General features: G+C 45.9%; 12 protein-coding genes. 2 read left to right on the top strand and 10 right to left on the bottom strand.

Annotated features, from left to right (window positions below; genetic code table 11):
• Window positions 1-13 precede the first annotated feature (13 nt).
• From RQP50_RS14735 to RQP50_RS14725, 3 genes are all read right to left on the bottom strand, one after another.
• Window positions 14-730 carry a lipoprotein BA_5634 family protein gene (locus tag RQP50_RS14735; protein ID WP_072730851.1) on the bottom strand — a complete coding sequence of 239 codons (717 nt, stop codon included), beginning with the start codon at window positions 728-730 and terminating at the stop codon, window positions 14-16.
• Window positions 731-969: 239 nt separating this feature from the next.
• Window positions 970-1,515: a hypothetical protein gene (locus RQP50_RS14730; protein ID WP_072730850.1), complete on the bottom strand. Its 546-nt coding sequence runs from the start codon at window positions 1,513-1,515 to the stop codon at window positions 970-972.
• 221 nt (window positions 1,516-1,736) lie between these two features.
• Window positions 1,737-2,918 (bottom strand): multidrug effflux MFS transporter, encoded by a 1,182-nt coding sequence (locus RQP50_RS14725; RefSeq protein WP_315745860.1) that lies wholly within the window; start codon window positions 2,916-2,918, stop codon window positions 1,737-1,739.
• Between the two features lie 503 nt (window positions 2,919-3,421).
• Here RQP50_RS14725 and RQP50_RS14720 point away from each other — a divergent pair.
• Together RQP50_RS14720 and RQP50_RS14715 are read left to right on the top strand one after the other, a co-directional pair.
• Window positions 3,422-4,948 (top strand): flavocytochrome c, encoded by a 1,527-nt coding sequence (locus RQP50_RS14720; protein ID WP_315745859.1) that lies wholly within the window; start codon window positions 3,422-3,424, stop codon window positions 4,946-4,948.
• Window positions 4,949-5,170: 222 nt separating this feature from the next.
• Window positions 5,171-5,848 carry a hypothetical protein gene (locus RQP50_RS14715; protein ID WP_065291740.1) on the top strand — a complete coding sequence of 226 codons (678 nt, stop codon included), beginning with the start codon at window positions 5,171-5,173 and terminating at the stop codon, window positions 5,846-5,848.
• Window positions 5,849-5,980: 132 nt separating this feature from the next.
• On the opposite strand, the gene RQP50_RS14710 is transcribed toward RQP50_RS14715, so the two are convergent.
• The 7 genes from RQP50_RS14710 to gap all read right to left on the bottom strand — a co-directional run bounded on the left by RQP50_RS14710 (window position 5,981) and on the right by gap (window position 14,621).
• Window positions 5,981-7,696, bottom strand: coding sequence for a methyl-accepting chemotaxis protein (locus tag RQP50_RS14710; RefSeq protein WP_268623522.1), 1,716 nt, complete (start codon window positions 7,694-7,696; stop codon window positions 5,981-5,983).
• 330 nt (window positions 7,697-8,026) lie between these two features.
• Window positions 8,027-9,004 (bottom strand): class II fructose-bisphosphatase, encoded by a 978-nt coding sequence (glpX, locus tag RQP50_RS14705; RefSeq protein WP_065291738.1) that lies wholly within the window; start codon window positions 9,002-9,004, stop codon window positions 8,027-8,029.
• 41 nt (window positions 9,005-9,045) lie between these two features.
• On the bottom strand, window positions 9,046-9,849 hold the full coding sequence (locus RQP50_RS14700; RefSeq protein ID WP_315745858.1) for a pyruvate, water dikinase regulatory protein: 804 nt from the start codon (window positions 9,847-9,849) through the stop codon (window positions 9,046-9,048).
• A gap of 16 nt (window positions 9,850-9,865) precedes the next feature.
• The gene (locus tag RQP50_RS14695) at window positions 9,866-10,474 is read right to left on the bottom strand and encodes a helix-turn-helix transcriptional regulator (RefSeq protein WP_227774997.1); all 609 of its coding nucleotides are present in this window, start codon (window positions 10,472-10,474) and stop codon (window positions 9,866-9,868) included.
• 222 nt (window positions 10,475-10,696) lie between these two features.
• Entirely contained in the window at window positions 10,697-13,426 is a 2,730-nt protein-coding gene (ppdK, locus tag RQP50_RS14690; RefSeq protein WP_315745857.1) for a pyruvate, phosphate dikinase, read from the bottom strand.
• Window positions 13,423-13,602: a GapA-binding peptide SR1P gene (locus RQP50_RS14685; RefSeq protein ID WP_021253777.1), complete on the bottom strand. Its 180-nt coding sequence runs from the start codon at window positions 13,600-13,602 to the stop codon at window positions 13,423-13,425. Before RQP50_RS14685 ends, ppdK begins: the two co-directional genes overlap by 4 nt.
• The gene (gene gap / locus RQP50_RS14680) at window positions 13,563-14,621 is read right to left on the bottom strand and encodes a type I glyceraldehyde-3-phosphate dehydrogenase (protein WP_021253778.1); all 1,059 of its coding nucleotides are present in this window, start codon (window positions 14,619-14,621) and stop codon (window positions 13,563-13,565) included. The genes RQP50_RS14685 and gap overlap by 40 nt, the downstream gene beginning before the upstream one ends.
• Window positions 14,622-14,756 lie beyond the last annotated feature (135 nt).

Raw genomic sequence — 14,756 nt, 5'->3', positions numbered from 1 at the left:
CAAACTCTTACACTTAATTTTGAACATCTACAAAGTTTACTTTGTCTTCGCTATCAGGATACACACTTCTGACTTCATCCAAAATCTTGTTCACCTTCTCTTTATTTTTATAATCGTAGCTGTATCTTTGGAAATGAATTAATGAGAGCGTTGACTCTGCTTCCTTTAATTTGTTGTAAGTTTGGTCGTCAACAATAACAAGATCCATAGTTGGCATATACCCGATCCACGCCTGATGTTTCACATACTGTACGGGCACCATCTGACCATTCAAATCAATTTGACCATTCTTCGTTTCGTCAAATAAAGAGAATAACAGATTTTGACCATCCGATAATTCTTTGATGGAGGTAACTGGATCTGAAAGAATAGACACACTGTCAGGTTCTTTTCTGGCTCTAATAATCCCCTTCTTCATGAATTGCTCAGCTGTAGAACGAGTAATAACCGAATACTTCTCAACTCGAGTATCAAATTCCATACCCAATTCCTTCTGATCCTCCTCTGACAATTTCTTGGATATTGTTGTTGTTACCAGCTTCAGTTTGTAATCGATCATTTCTTTGCTTATATCTTTGTACTTCTCTTTGACTTTGCTCACATCTTGATTCGTTCCAATCACTACAATTCCATCGGCCGGTTGCGATGGTCCTTCTATATATCGTTTTACCCCAAATCCTATTCCTGCAAAAATAGCGATAACCAACACGAAACCAATTATTTTTTTCATCATGTCTGCTCCTTTTATCAAATTCATCTGATGTCTGGATTATAGATGACTTTGCTTCTCAAGTTAATGACTCTTGTCTAACCATTTTCATCATCTTCCTTACTTTTTAGTAAGAATCGAAATGAACACGTGACTTTTCCAGATAAAAATAGCGACAGTCATGGACCAAAATCGCCAGACTGCCGCTGTTTTATGTGTTTACGGACTTCTCTATTGAATACCACGCACATCAAATCGAACTATTCACTCGGCATAAAGCCAGATCCAAAAGCTTTCCTCATCTTCTGTTGAACAAGAAGCGCATCTTCATAAGAATCAGCCGTGACAATAAAGTCCACATTCTCCTTCATCTCTTTGAAACACTCTATGTTTATATCCTGAAAATCATCATCAAACCAAATCATGCCTGCCCAGATAGCTCCTTCCGCTTTATACTTTTTTAGGTCTGGGCTATGATAAAGCAAACTTCCTGAATTAATCCCTTTTATTTTTTCAAATATATACGTATCTAATGATATATACTTGTTCGAAATATCGATGCCGTCAATTCGAATGGAACCTACGAATTTATGTTGTCGTAGAAAAGGCCGAACGAATGTCCCGGATATGTAAATCGAGGTTTTCTTAAAAGATGAAGGGTCTTTCTCATTATAAGTTATAGCAGATCGAACCACATCGATCTTCTTAGGAAATTGGTAGACTTCTAAGAATATGAACGTTGGGATTCCAAATACAATTAGCACTGATAACAAGATGATTAAGGTAGTTTTGAATGTATCATTCAAATGTGGTTCAACTCCTATATGAAGTAATATAGATGAAATAAATACATATTTAACTATTCCGCTCAGAACTTGGAATCCCTTCAACCTCACTGTTTGATTAAGATCTATATGCTAATCATTTGGTCATATGAAAAAAAGCAAAAGAAGCCGATTTTCTATTTCAGAAAATCGGCTTCTGTCTCTATGCAGTAGCACTTCTAGTTGCTATGCGTTTACATTGCTTACTCACTCGAAATTCGTCTGCTCACGATAACCATAATAGCTGCCAGCACGAAGAAGTACATAGGCATCGTCACTAATGAGTCATTATGCAAATAGCTCATTCCGCTCGTAATCAGACTCACGATGAGATAATACCCTAATCCAAAAATAGCTCCTGCTGTCCCCAATACATCGCTGTAGCGCACTAGCGCTAAGCTTAGGCAGTTCGGAATGGCCATACCAATCCCAAGCAGAAGGATGAAGACGCAGGCGACAAATACACCCATGCACAACAGCGACGAGCTTAATCCACTAAGCGTAAAGCCGACCAACGCTCCAGCACCGAGTGCAGTTACGAGGCAACCGATCAGAATGATCTGCTCTGGCTTGTAAGTGGACAATAGTCTTTTCGACAGCATGGCTCCTATTATTGAAGACAACGCTACAAAAATACCAAAGAAGCCATAGATGCCAGGCGTCATCTCAAAGTATTCAATAAAAACGAAAGGCGCTTCTGCATAGTAACTGAACAGAATGCCATTCGTTGCGCCGATTAGAAAGCCAAATGCCCATACTCTGCCGTCTGCAATGAGGCGCTTGGCGACAGATATTGTACTCACATTCGAGGTCGTCGTGGCAACTCTCGTCTCAGCTAAAGAAGCGAACGTGTACGCGAATATTGCCACACTCATCACGATAAGGGTTAGAAATACAGCCCTATAGCCTAGCGACTGGTCAACCCAGCCCCCAATCAGAGGCCCAAGAGCCGGTGTAAAGGCAAGAGCTGCTGAGATTTGAGCAAATACAGCATGACGCTTCGAACCGTCGATGCTTTCTCGCAATATCGTTTGCGTCACAACCGACCCTGTACTTGCACCGAATGCCTGAATGAACCGACTTACCAATAGCCATTCCACGGAGCCTGACAGGTAACAGCCTAGGTTACCGATTCCATATACGAAAATGCCCCACAGCATAGCAGGACGTCTGCCAATTGCATCCGATAACCTTCCCCAGCACAACACGCCAAATGCAAAACCAAGAAAATAAATGCTGAGCGTAAGCTGGATCATGTTGTTGCTTGCCTGCAATTGACTAGCAATGTCCGGCAAGGAAGGCGTGTATATCGTTTCACTGATTTGTGGAAATCCCACAAGAATAATAAACAAAAGCAATGATGGAGTTGAGATTTTTTGTGCCAAGTTGCATTCCCCCTATAATTTCGGAAATCTCAATTACATCATCGAAATGTCAGGGTATCGGGGGTTTGCATTTGATTAATCTTGCAAATGAGAGTGCCATAATAAGTGATCACCTTACAATGTTATAGGGGGGAATTCATAATATAACCCCCATTATAGCAAAACTTCTTAGCAAGAACCACCTATATCTACCCGTTCTAACTCCAATATGCTAGGCACCATTTAACTACGTTTCGATTTACCAATATTTACACAGGACAAATATGATAAAAATCACTCTATAATGTGAAATATGTCACAATCATTGTATTAATAATTGATTAAAATTGAAATGAGCATCAAACACATACCCTGTCAGTACGGAACAACACCAGAGATAACCGTAAAACAACGGAGATATTGAGTACATAGCTCACCCAACATCTGGTTTGCTTCGTCTGATTTCATTCGGGGGTATTGAAATTATGTTCATTTATAAAGAGATAGAAAGTGGAGGTTTTCACATGAGAAAGAAAGCAACAGCAACCATGATTCTCCTTCTGTCGCTCATGCTTATCATCGCAGGATGCGGCAGTAACGGGAACCAAACGCAGGGTCAAGACAATGCAGCAAAAACGGAGAAACCAGAAACAGAAGCTGTGTCCGGCGCTTCTAAAGCGAGCTATACCCCTATCGATCAATTGAAAGACAAATATGACATCATCATCATCGGTGCTGGCGGAGCGGGAATGACGGCTGCTCTTGAGGCCAAAGCCAAAGGCATGAATCCGGTTATTTTCGAAAAAATGCCGGCAGCTGGCGGAAATACGATGAAATCCTCTTCGGGTATGAATGCATCTCAGACCAAGTTCCAAAAAGAGCAAAGCATTGAAGACAATAACGACCTCTTCTTCGAACAAACATTAAAAGGCGGTCACGGTACGAACGACAAAGAAATGCTTCGTTACTTCGTAGACAATTCCGCAAGCGCAATCGACTGGTTGGATTCCATTGGCATTCGCTTGAACAACCTTACGATTACTGGCGGTATGAAGGAAAAACGTACACACCGTCCTGAAGACGGATCTGCTGTTGGACAATATCTCGTCAGCGGCTTGGTCAAGAATGTACAGTCCAAAGGAATTCCGGTTTTCGTAAATGCGAAAGTTACTGATATTACAGAAAAAGACGGAAAAGTGAACGGCGTTAAAGTCCTCTTCGAAGAGAAGGATGAGAAGAACATTGCCGCAAACGCAGTTGTTGTCACAACAGGCGGTTATGGTGCTAACATGGACATGATCTCCTCTGTTCGCCCTGATTTGAAAGGTCTCGTAACAACGAACCAAATCGGCAGCACTGGTGACGGCATTACGATGATTGAGAAGCTCGGCGGCGTAACTGTAGATATGGATCAAATTCAGGTTCACCCTACTGTACAGCAAGAGAAGTCCTATCTTATCGGGGAAGCAGTTCGCGGTGAAGGTGCAATCTTGGTTGATAAAGACGGCAAACGATTCACGAACGAGCTGGATACTCGCGATAACGTAACGGCAGCAATTAATAAACTGTCTGACAAAGCAGCTTACCTTGTATTTGATTCTGGCGTGAAATCCCGTGCAAAAGCTATTCAACAATACGACAAAATGGGATTTGTCATCCAAGGCGAAACGGTTGAAGATTTGGCCAAAGTAATGGGCGTTCCGGGCGACCAGCTCAAAGCTACACTTGATACATGGAACGGCGCGGTGAAAGACAAAAAAGATGCTGAATTCGGCAGAACAACAGGCATGGACAACGAATTGTCCGCTGGACCATTCTATGCAATCAAAATTGCTCCTGGTATCCACTACACAATGGGCGGCGTAAAAGTCAACACAAACACCGAAGTTGTAACCAAGGATGGCAAGGCTATAACAGGTCTCTACGCAGCAGGTGAAGTCATCGGCGGCCTGCACGGCGAGAACCGTATCGGCGGGAACTCCGTTGCAGATATCATTATCTTCGGTCGTCAAGCAGGTATTAAATCTGCTGAATTTGTAAAAGCACAATAAAGCTAGTATATCTCCCCCCTCAAACGCTTGGGCTCTTCGTAGTCCAAGCGTTTTATTTATCTGTACACACTCTCCTTCCAATGATCACCCCCTCTTGACGCTGGGAAAGTGACAGTTTGCTCGAATAATAAGCAATTAGAACTATTGATTGTAGACCTTTGTTCCTCTACTATCTAGCTATGATTTCCTTTCATTTGTGTGAATAAAAAGGAGTGGGATGAATTGAGAAAAGCACTAGTCGCTTCTCTAACTAGCGCTGCATTACTAGTCGGCCTAGGCACTGGCGTGTATGCAGGCACCAACCTGAAGAAGATTGAGGCTTACTTGGACAGCACTGCTAAGGTGAAGGTGAATGGAAAGGCAGTTCAGTTCAATGATGACAAGGGATTGGCACTGCAACCGATTAGGTATAACGGCAACGTATATGTACCGGTTAAAGGCATTGGCAGCGCATTGAATGTTGCTGTTGCCATCGACTCGAAAACAAATGAAATCATTGTGGGCGAAAAAGTAAACGGCACTCCTCTAAATGCAGAAATTTTTTCGAACTCTTACTACTCCAAAGACCCTGCACAAACGACCTACAGCGGCAAAAATTATAAGGAAGTCATCTATGATCATTCCGATAGTTCGCAAGCGCCATCCATCATCGTCACTCCTAACAAAAAATATCAGAAGATCGTCATCAAGCTTGCTGCAATAGATCAAGAGTTAACGAATATCGAGATTTCCGATCTTGACAAGAACGCACTGCTAAAGAAAGTAGATTCGATTCTTCCTGAAGATGGTCTCAAAGAAATTGAAGCCAATATTGGCGGTGTTAAAAATGTCGTTATCAGCTTCCAAGTCAAGGGCGGCGGTGGATACTTTATTCCACTCATCGACTCCTATTATAAATAATCGTATACATAAAGGATGTGCTGCGGCACATCCTTTTTCTGAACATAATGTTTCTGCTTCATATACAAAATAAATAACCGGCCGCTATTTCTAGCAACCGGTAATACAATGAAATCCCTATTCTCCATGCGATTATAGCTTGAAACGATTCACCATCTCCTGCAGTTCTTCCGCCATTTGCTTCAACTGCCCGATCGAAGCCGAAATGGTCTCTACAGAGGCAAGCTGCTCCTCAGATGCAGCCGCCACCGATTGTACGGTGGAAGACGTATCCGCTGCAATCTTCGCCATTTCGTCAACTGAAGCCGTAATCTCCTCAGTACCTGCTGACATCTGTTCTGTCGCAGCTGAGGTCTCCTGCACTTGCCCTGTCACTTGCTGCACCAGCGCCATGATATGCTCGAACATCTGCCCTGCCTGCGCAACTGCCTTCATACCTGACATAACATCCTGACGTACATAAGCCATTGCATTTACCGTTTCCTGTGTGCTGTTTTGCATTTCCGCAATGAGCTCGGCTATTTGCTTGGCAGATTCACTAGACTGTTCAGCCAGCTTGCGTACCTCTCCAGCAACGACTGAGAACCCTCTGCCGCTCTCCCCGGCTCTCGCTGCTTCAATCGAGGCATTGAGCGCAAGAAGATTCGTCTGCCCTGCAATATTCGTAATAACATCAATAATGTTCTCGATCTGCTGAGAATGATCATGCAGCTGTTCAACAGCAGATTCCGTTGTTTGTACGGATTGGTTAATTGACTTCATCTGCTCCATCGCATCGACGATCGTTGCATTGCCCTGCTCAGCTTGTATGGCCGAATGATTGGCCAATTCCGCAACGCTCGATGTATTTTCGACAATCGATTGAATACCGCGTGCAAATTCTTCAAGCGCAATCGCATTTTCCTCCGATGCTGTCTGCTGCAGCTGCGCACCCGATGCGACCTGTTCCATTGAAGCGGCAATATGCTCTGTCGCTTGCGCCGTTTCATTTGCATTGTCAGAGACTAAGCGTGAATTGTGAAGCAGTTGCACCGAACGCTCATGCACCGTGCTCATAATCGAGGACAAACCGTCCATCATCTTGTTGAAGTCCTTCATCAGCACCCCAATCTCATCCTTCGAATCATAGGAACCGCGAACCGTGAGATCTCCTTGTTGTGCTTGCTTCATCAAGGTTTGCATTTGTCGAAGCGGCTTCACAATCAGATTGGCGATCACATATCCAACCAGCACGCATACAAGCAGTGAAATCATTCCGATGATTATGTTCGTCGTGGTGGAAGACTTCGTTAGCTCCGTTGATTTCTTCGCTTGCTGATCCGCCAAATTTTCATTCCACTTTACAAGCTCGGTCAACACTTCTTGTACCTTACTTCGAGACTCGCGTACATTGCTTACGTAATAGTCATATGCCTCTTCGTTCTTATTCGCGATTGCCAACTCTATAGCACGAATATTACTATCGCGATATGGCTTTAGCGCCTTCTCATACTCAGCTACGAATGTTTTTTCCTCATCTGTTTGCAAGACTTCCTTATATTTCTTCATGAGTGTATCACTTTCACCACGGAAACGAGCAATAGATGCTTTGAGCTCACTATTCCGCCGATCATCACTGCTTGCCATTAATTCGAAAATGGCGGAGTCAATGGAACGGTTATTCACCATAATCTGCTTCACCCACATGATCGACATCAGATTATGCTTGAAAATGGTGTCGTTCTTATGATTGATCTCGTTCATGGCGCGATACGAAATCGACGTACTTAATGCCAGCAGCAAAATGCCGACACCAACCAGTATAAAAATTTTAATTGAAGTGTTCAGGTCTTTAAATCTAAACTTCATGCTTTCTCTCCCCTCTAGTTAACTTTATCATTATCGACAAAATCAGACATAATTTTTATAGATGTTATGACTTTTTATCTGTTTTTCTGAAAACTTACTGCAAACACATCATATTCAAGGCACTCTGATGGTCAAGTTAACACAACAAAAGACCCATCATTGAACGTACGCTGCCAGCAGCTGCAATCCAGCTCTCGCACGTATATTCATGATGGGTCTCGTCTACAAAAAGAGAAGTAATTTGAATTTGTGATCGTAGAGGATCATGTTCACTTGCTGCATCTTCATTCAGGTGAAGGATGGCCATCTCATTTGAAATGAAATCGGCTTCTATCCATGCATCCCTGCCGCATACTTAAGCTTAATCGACATATTGTGCACACACCGCAAGTAACGTATGGTTCCTGTATTCGCACGCATAATGACCGAATGCGTCTCCACACGCTGACCAGGTAAGTTACGAACCCCATTCAGCAAGTCGCTATTCGTGATGCCCGTCGCTGCAAATATGATATCGCCTGTACCTACAAGCTGTTCCATTCGAAGCAATGAATCAGGCTGTTGAATCCCCATCCGCTTGCAGCGCTCTAGCTGTTCTCGACTCTGCACCATGAGCCGACCCTGCATTTCTCCGCCAAGACAGCGGAGAGCTGCTGCAGCCAGCACGCCTTCCGGTGCTCCGCCAGAACCGACGTACAGATCAACGCCACTCTCGATAATTGCCGGTACAATCGCACCGGATACATCCCCATGATCAAGCAGCTTAATCCGAACTCCACTGCTGCGTAGGGCTTCAATAAGTTCACGATGGCGATCTCGTTGAAGAATCATGACCGTGAGATCTTCTACAGACTTGCCCAGCCTTGCTGCGGACTTCTCCAGTGTTACCTCAATCGGATCATCTAAATTGACGTGGCCTGCGAGCAGCGGGCCTACAGCTAGCTTCTGCATATACATATCTGGAGCGTGCAGAAGATTGCCCCTCTCTGCAATAGCGATGACTGACATTCCGTTATTTAATCCATTCGCAACAACTTCTGTTCCTTCTAGCGGATCCACTGCGACATCAACATCCGGCCCGAAGCGGCTCCCAACCTTCTCTCCAATATAGAGCATTGGTGCCTCATCCATTTCACCTTCACCGATTACAACCGTCCCATTAATCGGAACGGAATCGAACATTTCCCGAATAGCAGAGGTAGCGGCATAATCCGCGCCATGCTTGTCACCCCGGCCGATCCAGGAGGCTGACGCCAGAGCGCCTGCCTCTGTAACACGTGCGATTTCCAGAGCTAGCTGACGATCCATCTCCACTTCTCTCCCTTTTATCTACGACAAGTTGATTTCACTCACGTAATCAAATCCATGACAATGCCTGCAGTTTCCTCAATTGCTTTATCCGTCACATCGATGACAGGGCAACCTAATCGGTCGAACAATGAACGGGCATATTCCAATTCCTCGACGATGCGATCGAGCGAAGCATATCTAGCTAAGACAGGAAGCCCCATCGTCTTCAGCCGCTCAGAACGGATCTTCAATAGATGCTCAGCGTTCATCGTCAAACCGATTATTTTACTTGGGGAGATGCTGTACAAGTGCTCCGGCGGCTGAATTTCAGGCACTACCGGGTAATTGACAACCTTCTTCCCCTTATGAGCCAAGAAGACGCTCAATGGTGTTTTGGAGGTGCGAGAGACCCCTAACAGCACAATATCCGCCTTCAGGATCGCATGCAGATCCTTGCCATCATCACACTTGACAGCGAACTCCACGGCTTCAACGCGCTGAAAATAATCGGCATCCAAACGATGCAGCAATCCTGGCATTCGCTTCGGCTGATCCGCAAACGTATCGACGAAAGCTTGAATCATCGGCCCCATAACATCCACAGCTCGAACATTTAGACGGATTGCATGCTCTTTAATGGCTTCCCGCAATTCAGGCTGAACGAGCGTATACACGACAAATCCTCCGGATTCGGCAGCCTCCTCCATCAACATGCGGAGCTCTTCCTCATTGCGCACATTCATATAGCGCTTAATCCTGATTTGCGGCGCTTCGAATTGGCGTATTGTCGCCTTCACTACAGCCTCTGCCGTCTCCCCGACGGAATCTGAACACACGGTTATCGTATATGACGCGTTCCCCATACGCTTCGTCCCCCTGCTAATCCTGGTCTACTTTGTCGAGCATCAGCTTGATGATCGTCGTCTTCGTTATTCGTCCTACGACATTCCCTTCCAGATCAGAACGATTCTCTGGGTAAGATACGACCGGAAGGCTGTCTACTTGGTGATGTATCATTTTACGCGCAGCTTCCAATACAGATTCCTCTGGCGTAATCGTTACAATATTCGGTTGTCTGGTCATCACCATGCTGACAGGCATCGAGGACGCATTCGGATTGCCTAATGTAACCTTAAGTAAATCCTTGCGCGAAATGACACCTGCAAGCTTGCCGCCTTCATCGGTTACAATGAGACTGCCGATATTCTCTAGGAATAAGGTGACAACCGCATCCTGTACTGTCGTCTTCACATCAACCACAACTGGCATGCCCTGAACCTGTCCGACCTTCATGTTGCGCAGGACGTAGGAATCCGACTCCTTCTTCTCCGCCTTCTCCCCGAGAAAATAGCCTACCTTGGGCTTTGCCGCAATATAATCGAGCATGACCAGCAAGGATAAATCCGCACGAATCGTAGGTCTACTGACCGTCAACATCTCCGCGATTTGTTCTCCCGTAATGGGGGCATGCTTCTTGACGATTTTAATAATTTCTAACTGTCTCGTTGTTAGTTCGATAGCGCATCCCTCCGTTTCATGCTATAAAGGTCGCCTTGAATCACGATCCCTGCCCATACGTGAAATACGTAGGATTCTGTTCATCATCTGACAAGATTATAGCATTCTGGGCGGACAGTGCGTAACTCCTGATTGCAGAAGATCACGCACTCCGCCCCGTAAGTCATGCGCAGGGTTATAAAGTCAAGCTAATCATACCGCTGCTTCTTGTGATGATTGATCTACTGGCCGTTCTCCTGCATGTGATTCTGCTTGTCGCCTTAATGCGCCTCCCAGACGGATCTGCGCCTGTGCCGCTGCAATACGAGCGACTGGAAGCCGATACGGAGAGCAGCTAACATAATCCAAGCCGATCTGATGACAGAACATAATGGATTCATAGTCACCACCATGCTCCCCACAAATGCTGGTCGTGAGCATCGGGTTAACGGAGCGGCCTTGATTGACCGCCATCTCAATCAGCTTCCCAACACCTTCCGTATCCAGCACTTGAAATGGATTATGAGGAAGCAGCTTATTTTCCACGTAATGCGTTAGGAATTTTCCCTCCGCGTCATCTCGACTGTAGCCAAATGTCATTTGCGTCAGATCATTCGTACCGAAGGAGAAGAAATCCGCCGAACGAGCAATTTCGCCTGCTGTTAATGCCGCGCGAGGCACTTCGATCATCGTTCCTACCTTATACATGCAATTACGTCTCTCTTCACCCAATACCTGTTCCGCCACGAGATCAACAATGTTACGCAGGAATTGCAGTTCATTAACGTGACCGACAAGTGGGATCATAATCTGTGGCTGAACTGCAACACCATCACGAAGACAACGCAGCACAGCTTGGAATATTGCTTCTACCTGCATCTCATAAATTTCGGGGAACATAATTCCAAGTCTACAGCCACGCTGTCCAAGCATTGGATTCGTTTCTTCCAGATCCCGAACTCGGCGGATCATCCGTTCAAGCTCCTTGCGCTCATATTCCTGCTCACGTTCTTCTTCTCCCGAGGAACGAAGTGCATCCAATCGCTCTGTAAGCTCCTCAAGATTCGGGAGGAATTCATGCAGCGGAGGATCAAGCAGGCGAATGGTAACCGGCAATCCGTTCATCTCACGGAACATATCTTCGAAGTCTGCACGCTGCATTGGCAGAAGCCGATTCAATGCCAGCTGACGATCGATATCCTTATCTGCCATAATCATTTGTTGCACGATAGGCACTCTTGCCGGTGACAGGAACATGTGCTCTGTTCTGCACAGGCCGATACCTTCCGCACCGAATTCTCTTGCTTTGCGGGCATCAGCTGGTGAATCCGCATTCGCGAGTACCTTCATCGCACGAATCTCATCCGCCCATTGCAAGATGAGCAGCATCTCGGGTGATACATTGGCATCTTGAAGCTCAATTCTCCCCGGTATTACCTGTCCACTGCCGCCATCAATCGTAACCCAATCTCCCTCTCGAAGGACATTCCCCTCGGCGATCAGCTGACGCTGCTCCTCATCAATCTGCAGCGCTTCACAGCCGCACACACACGGCTTACCCATCCCCCGAGCTACAACGGCAGCATGACTGGTCATACCGCCACGCAGTGTTACGATCCCTTCTGCGGCAACAATACCATGGATATCTTCCGGTGTTGTCTCCATCCGAAGGAGAATAACCGACTTCCCTAGTCGCTTCCACTCATCTGCTGTGTCGGCGTCGAATACCGCTTGCCCACATGCCGCGCCTGGTGAAGCAGGAAGCCCAGTCGCGATTGCACGATAGCCCGCAGCTGTATGAAGCGAACGATGAAGCATATGATTCAGGTGCTGCACATCAATTCTCATTACGGCCTCTTCCTTGCTAATCAGGCCTTCCTTCACTAGATCGGCTGCAACTTGCAGGGCAGCTCTAGCATTGCGTTTGGCATTGCGGGTCTGGAGCAAATACAACTTCCCGTTCTCGATCGTAAACTCAATATCCTGCATATCCCGATATTGAAGCTCTAACTGCTTAGCGCATAAAGTCAGCTCCTCATAGGCATGTGGCATCGTTACTTCGAGCTGCGAGATCAAAACTGGCGTTCTTGTACCACCAACTACATCTTCACCCTGCGCGTTCATGAGGTATTCACCAAATAAGTCGGGTTCTCCTGTTGATGGGTTGCGTGTAAACAACACGCCTGTTCCACTTGTCTCCCCCATATTTCCGAATACCATCGACTGTATATTGACAGCAGTACCCTGATCGTGTGGGATGTGATGCACCTTCCGATATACCTTCGCTCTTGGACTCGACCAAGACAGAAATACAGCTTCAACTGCTTCTTGAAGCTGCTGCTTCACATCCTGAGGGAATAGGCGTTCCGAACGCACTTCAATGAGCTGCTTGAACTTCTGAACAAGAGAACACAGCGATTCTTCCGTAAGCTGTTGATCCTCGGTGCACCCAGCGAGCAGCTTTTCTTGCTGAAGTATGCGTTCGAAATGGACAGCCTCGATATTATAGACAACAGAGCCATACATTTGAATGAAGCGGCGATAACAGTCATAAGCGAATCTGCGATTGTGCGTGAGCTTAGCCAATCCTTCTACTGTCTGATCTGTAAGCCCAAGATTGAGTATCGTATCCATCATTCCAGGCATTGATGTCACAGCGCCTGATCGAACCGATACAAGCAGCGGGCATTCAGCACTGCCGAATCGGCGCTGCTGCACTCTTTCCAGTTCCACCATTGCACGCATTACTTCATCCATTAATCCCTCGGGAAGTCGGCATCCATTGCTGTAATACTGTCTGCACATTTCTGTCGTTATGGTGAAGCCTGGCGGGACTGGGAGTCCCGCCTTCGTCATTTCAGCCAAATTAGCACCTTTGCCGCCCAGCAGCTCAGCATCCTCTTTGCCACCATTTCGGAACGAATTCACGCGCACACTTATCAAGCCGTAGCACTCCCCTCTTGCTCGCGGCACGCTTCTTTGTCACACACCATATATTTCGTCTTCACGCCATTCGTAGGCAGTGTATCAATAATGTCATCACAATATCGGCAAATGATTGTGCCCAAGTCGTTCTCTTTTACATACTGATCAATGAGCTCATCGATTTGGTTCCGCATGATTGTTCTACCTCCTCGGATTGGACGAACATATACTTAACGAAATCCGTTACACGGCATGCGTATGCCCATTCATTGTCATACCATGCCAGCAGCTTCACCTGATACCCTGATGTTTGAATTGATAACCCATCAATAATTGCAGATTTGTTGTTGCCAATATAATCGGAGGAGACAAGCGGCTCCTCGTTGTATTCTACATAATGCCCCATGCCTTCCTTAATCGCATTTGTAAATGCGCGGACGATGTCTTCCTTCGTAACTTCACAGTGCAAATGAGCAGTAAGGTCGACTAAGGATACATTTTGCACGGGAACTCGCAAGGACAGACCCTGAACCCGCTCCGCCAGATGGGGCAGAATATCCTTCAAGGCTTTGCCAACTCCTGTTGAAGTTGGAATAATGGAGCTGCCGCAAGCACGGCCTCTTCTCCAGTCCGAATGTGCATTATCCAGATGCTTCTGATCATTCGTATACGCATGAACCGTCGTCATCCAACCGTAGCCCAAGCCAAATTCCTGATCAAGTACATGAAGAAGCGGAGCTAGACAATTCGTTGTGCAGGAAGCAGTAGAAATAAGTGTATGCTCCTGCGGATCATATGCGTGCTCGTTCACGCCCATTACGATAGTACAATCCAGATCCTTACCTGGGGCTGTCACGACAACCCGCTTCGCTCCCGCTTGCAGATGCAGGGATGCTTCTGAACGACTCTTAAACTTCCCTGTTGCATCAACGACAACATCAATTCCGTGCTCTCTCCATGGCAGCAGTTCTGGGTTGCGTTCGCTTACTAACGGAATCCGATGTCCCCGAATGATAAGGCATTGATCTCCCGCTTTAATATCTTCCTCCCAGCGACCGTGAATCGAATCATACTTCAAGAGATGCGCCAATTGATCAGGTGCACAGGTAGAATTAATAAGGCCAAGTGATGCACCGTTTCCATTCATGAACAGACTGCGAATAACTAATCTGCCGATTCTTCCTGTACCACTCACACCGAGTCGTTTCAGCATATATCGTTTGAACCTCCTTTGCTCAACTCATATATTACGTCATAATAAATTGAAATTCAATATATAATACACACTATATTCGATTTTTTTTCCGTAATCAACGGTTTAAATGTGTATTATAATGAAAATTGGGTG

Origin of the sequence: Paenibacillus suaedae (genome assembly GCF_032337355.1) — a bacterium.
Classification (GTDB): domain Bacteria; phylum Bacillota; class Bacilli; order Paenibacillales; family Paenibacillaceae; genus Paenibacillus_B; species Paenibacillus_B suaedae.
Note: the sequence above shows the minus strand (reverse complement) of the source record. Positions and strands in the feature narration are given on the sequence as shown.

Coding starts and splice junctions, on each gene's coding strand:
- RQP50_RS14735 (WP_072730851.1), bottom strand. CDS start 730: ATGAAAAAAATAATTGGTTTCGTGTTGGTTATCGCTATTTTTGCAGGA.
- RQP50_RS14720 (WP_315745859.1), top strand. CDS start 3,422: ATGAGAAAGAAAGCAACAGCAACCATGATTCTCCTTCTGTCGCTCATG.
- RQP50_RS14710 (WP_268623522.1), bottom strand. CDS start 7,696: ATGAAGTTTAGATTTAAAGACCTGAACACTTCAATTAAAATTTTTATA.
- glpX (WP_065291738.1), bottom strand. CDS start 9,004: ATGGATCGTCAGCTAGCTCTGGAAATCGCACGTGTTACAGAGGCAGGC.
- RQP50_RS14700 (WP_315745858.1), bottom strand. CDS start 9,849: ATGGGGAACGCGTCATATACGATAACCGTGTGTTCAGATTCCGTCGGG.
- RQP50_RS14685 (WP_021253777.1), bottom strand. CDS start 13,602: ATGCGGAACCAAATCGATGAGCTCATTGATCAGTATGTAAAAGAGAAC.
- gap (WP_021253778.1), bottom strand. CDS start 14,621: ATGCTGAAACGACTCGGTGTGAGTGGTACAGGAAGAATCGGCAGATTA.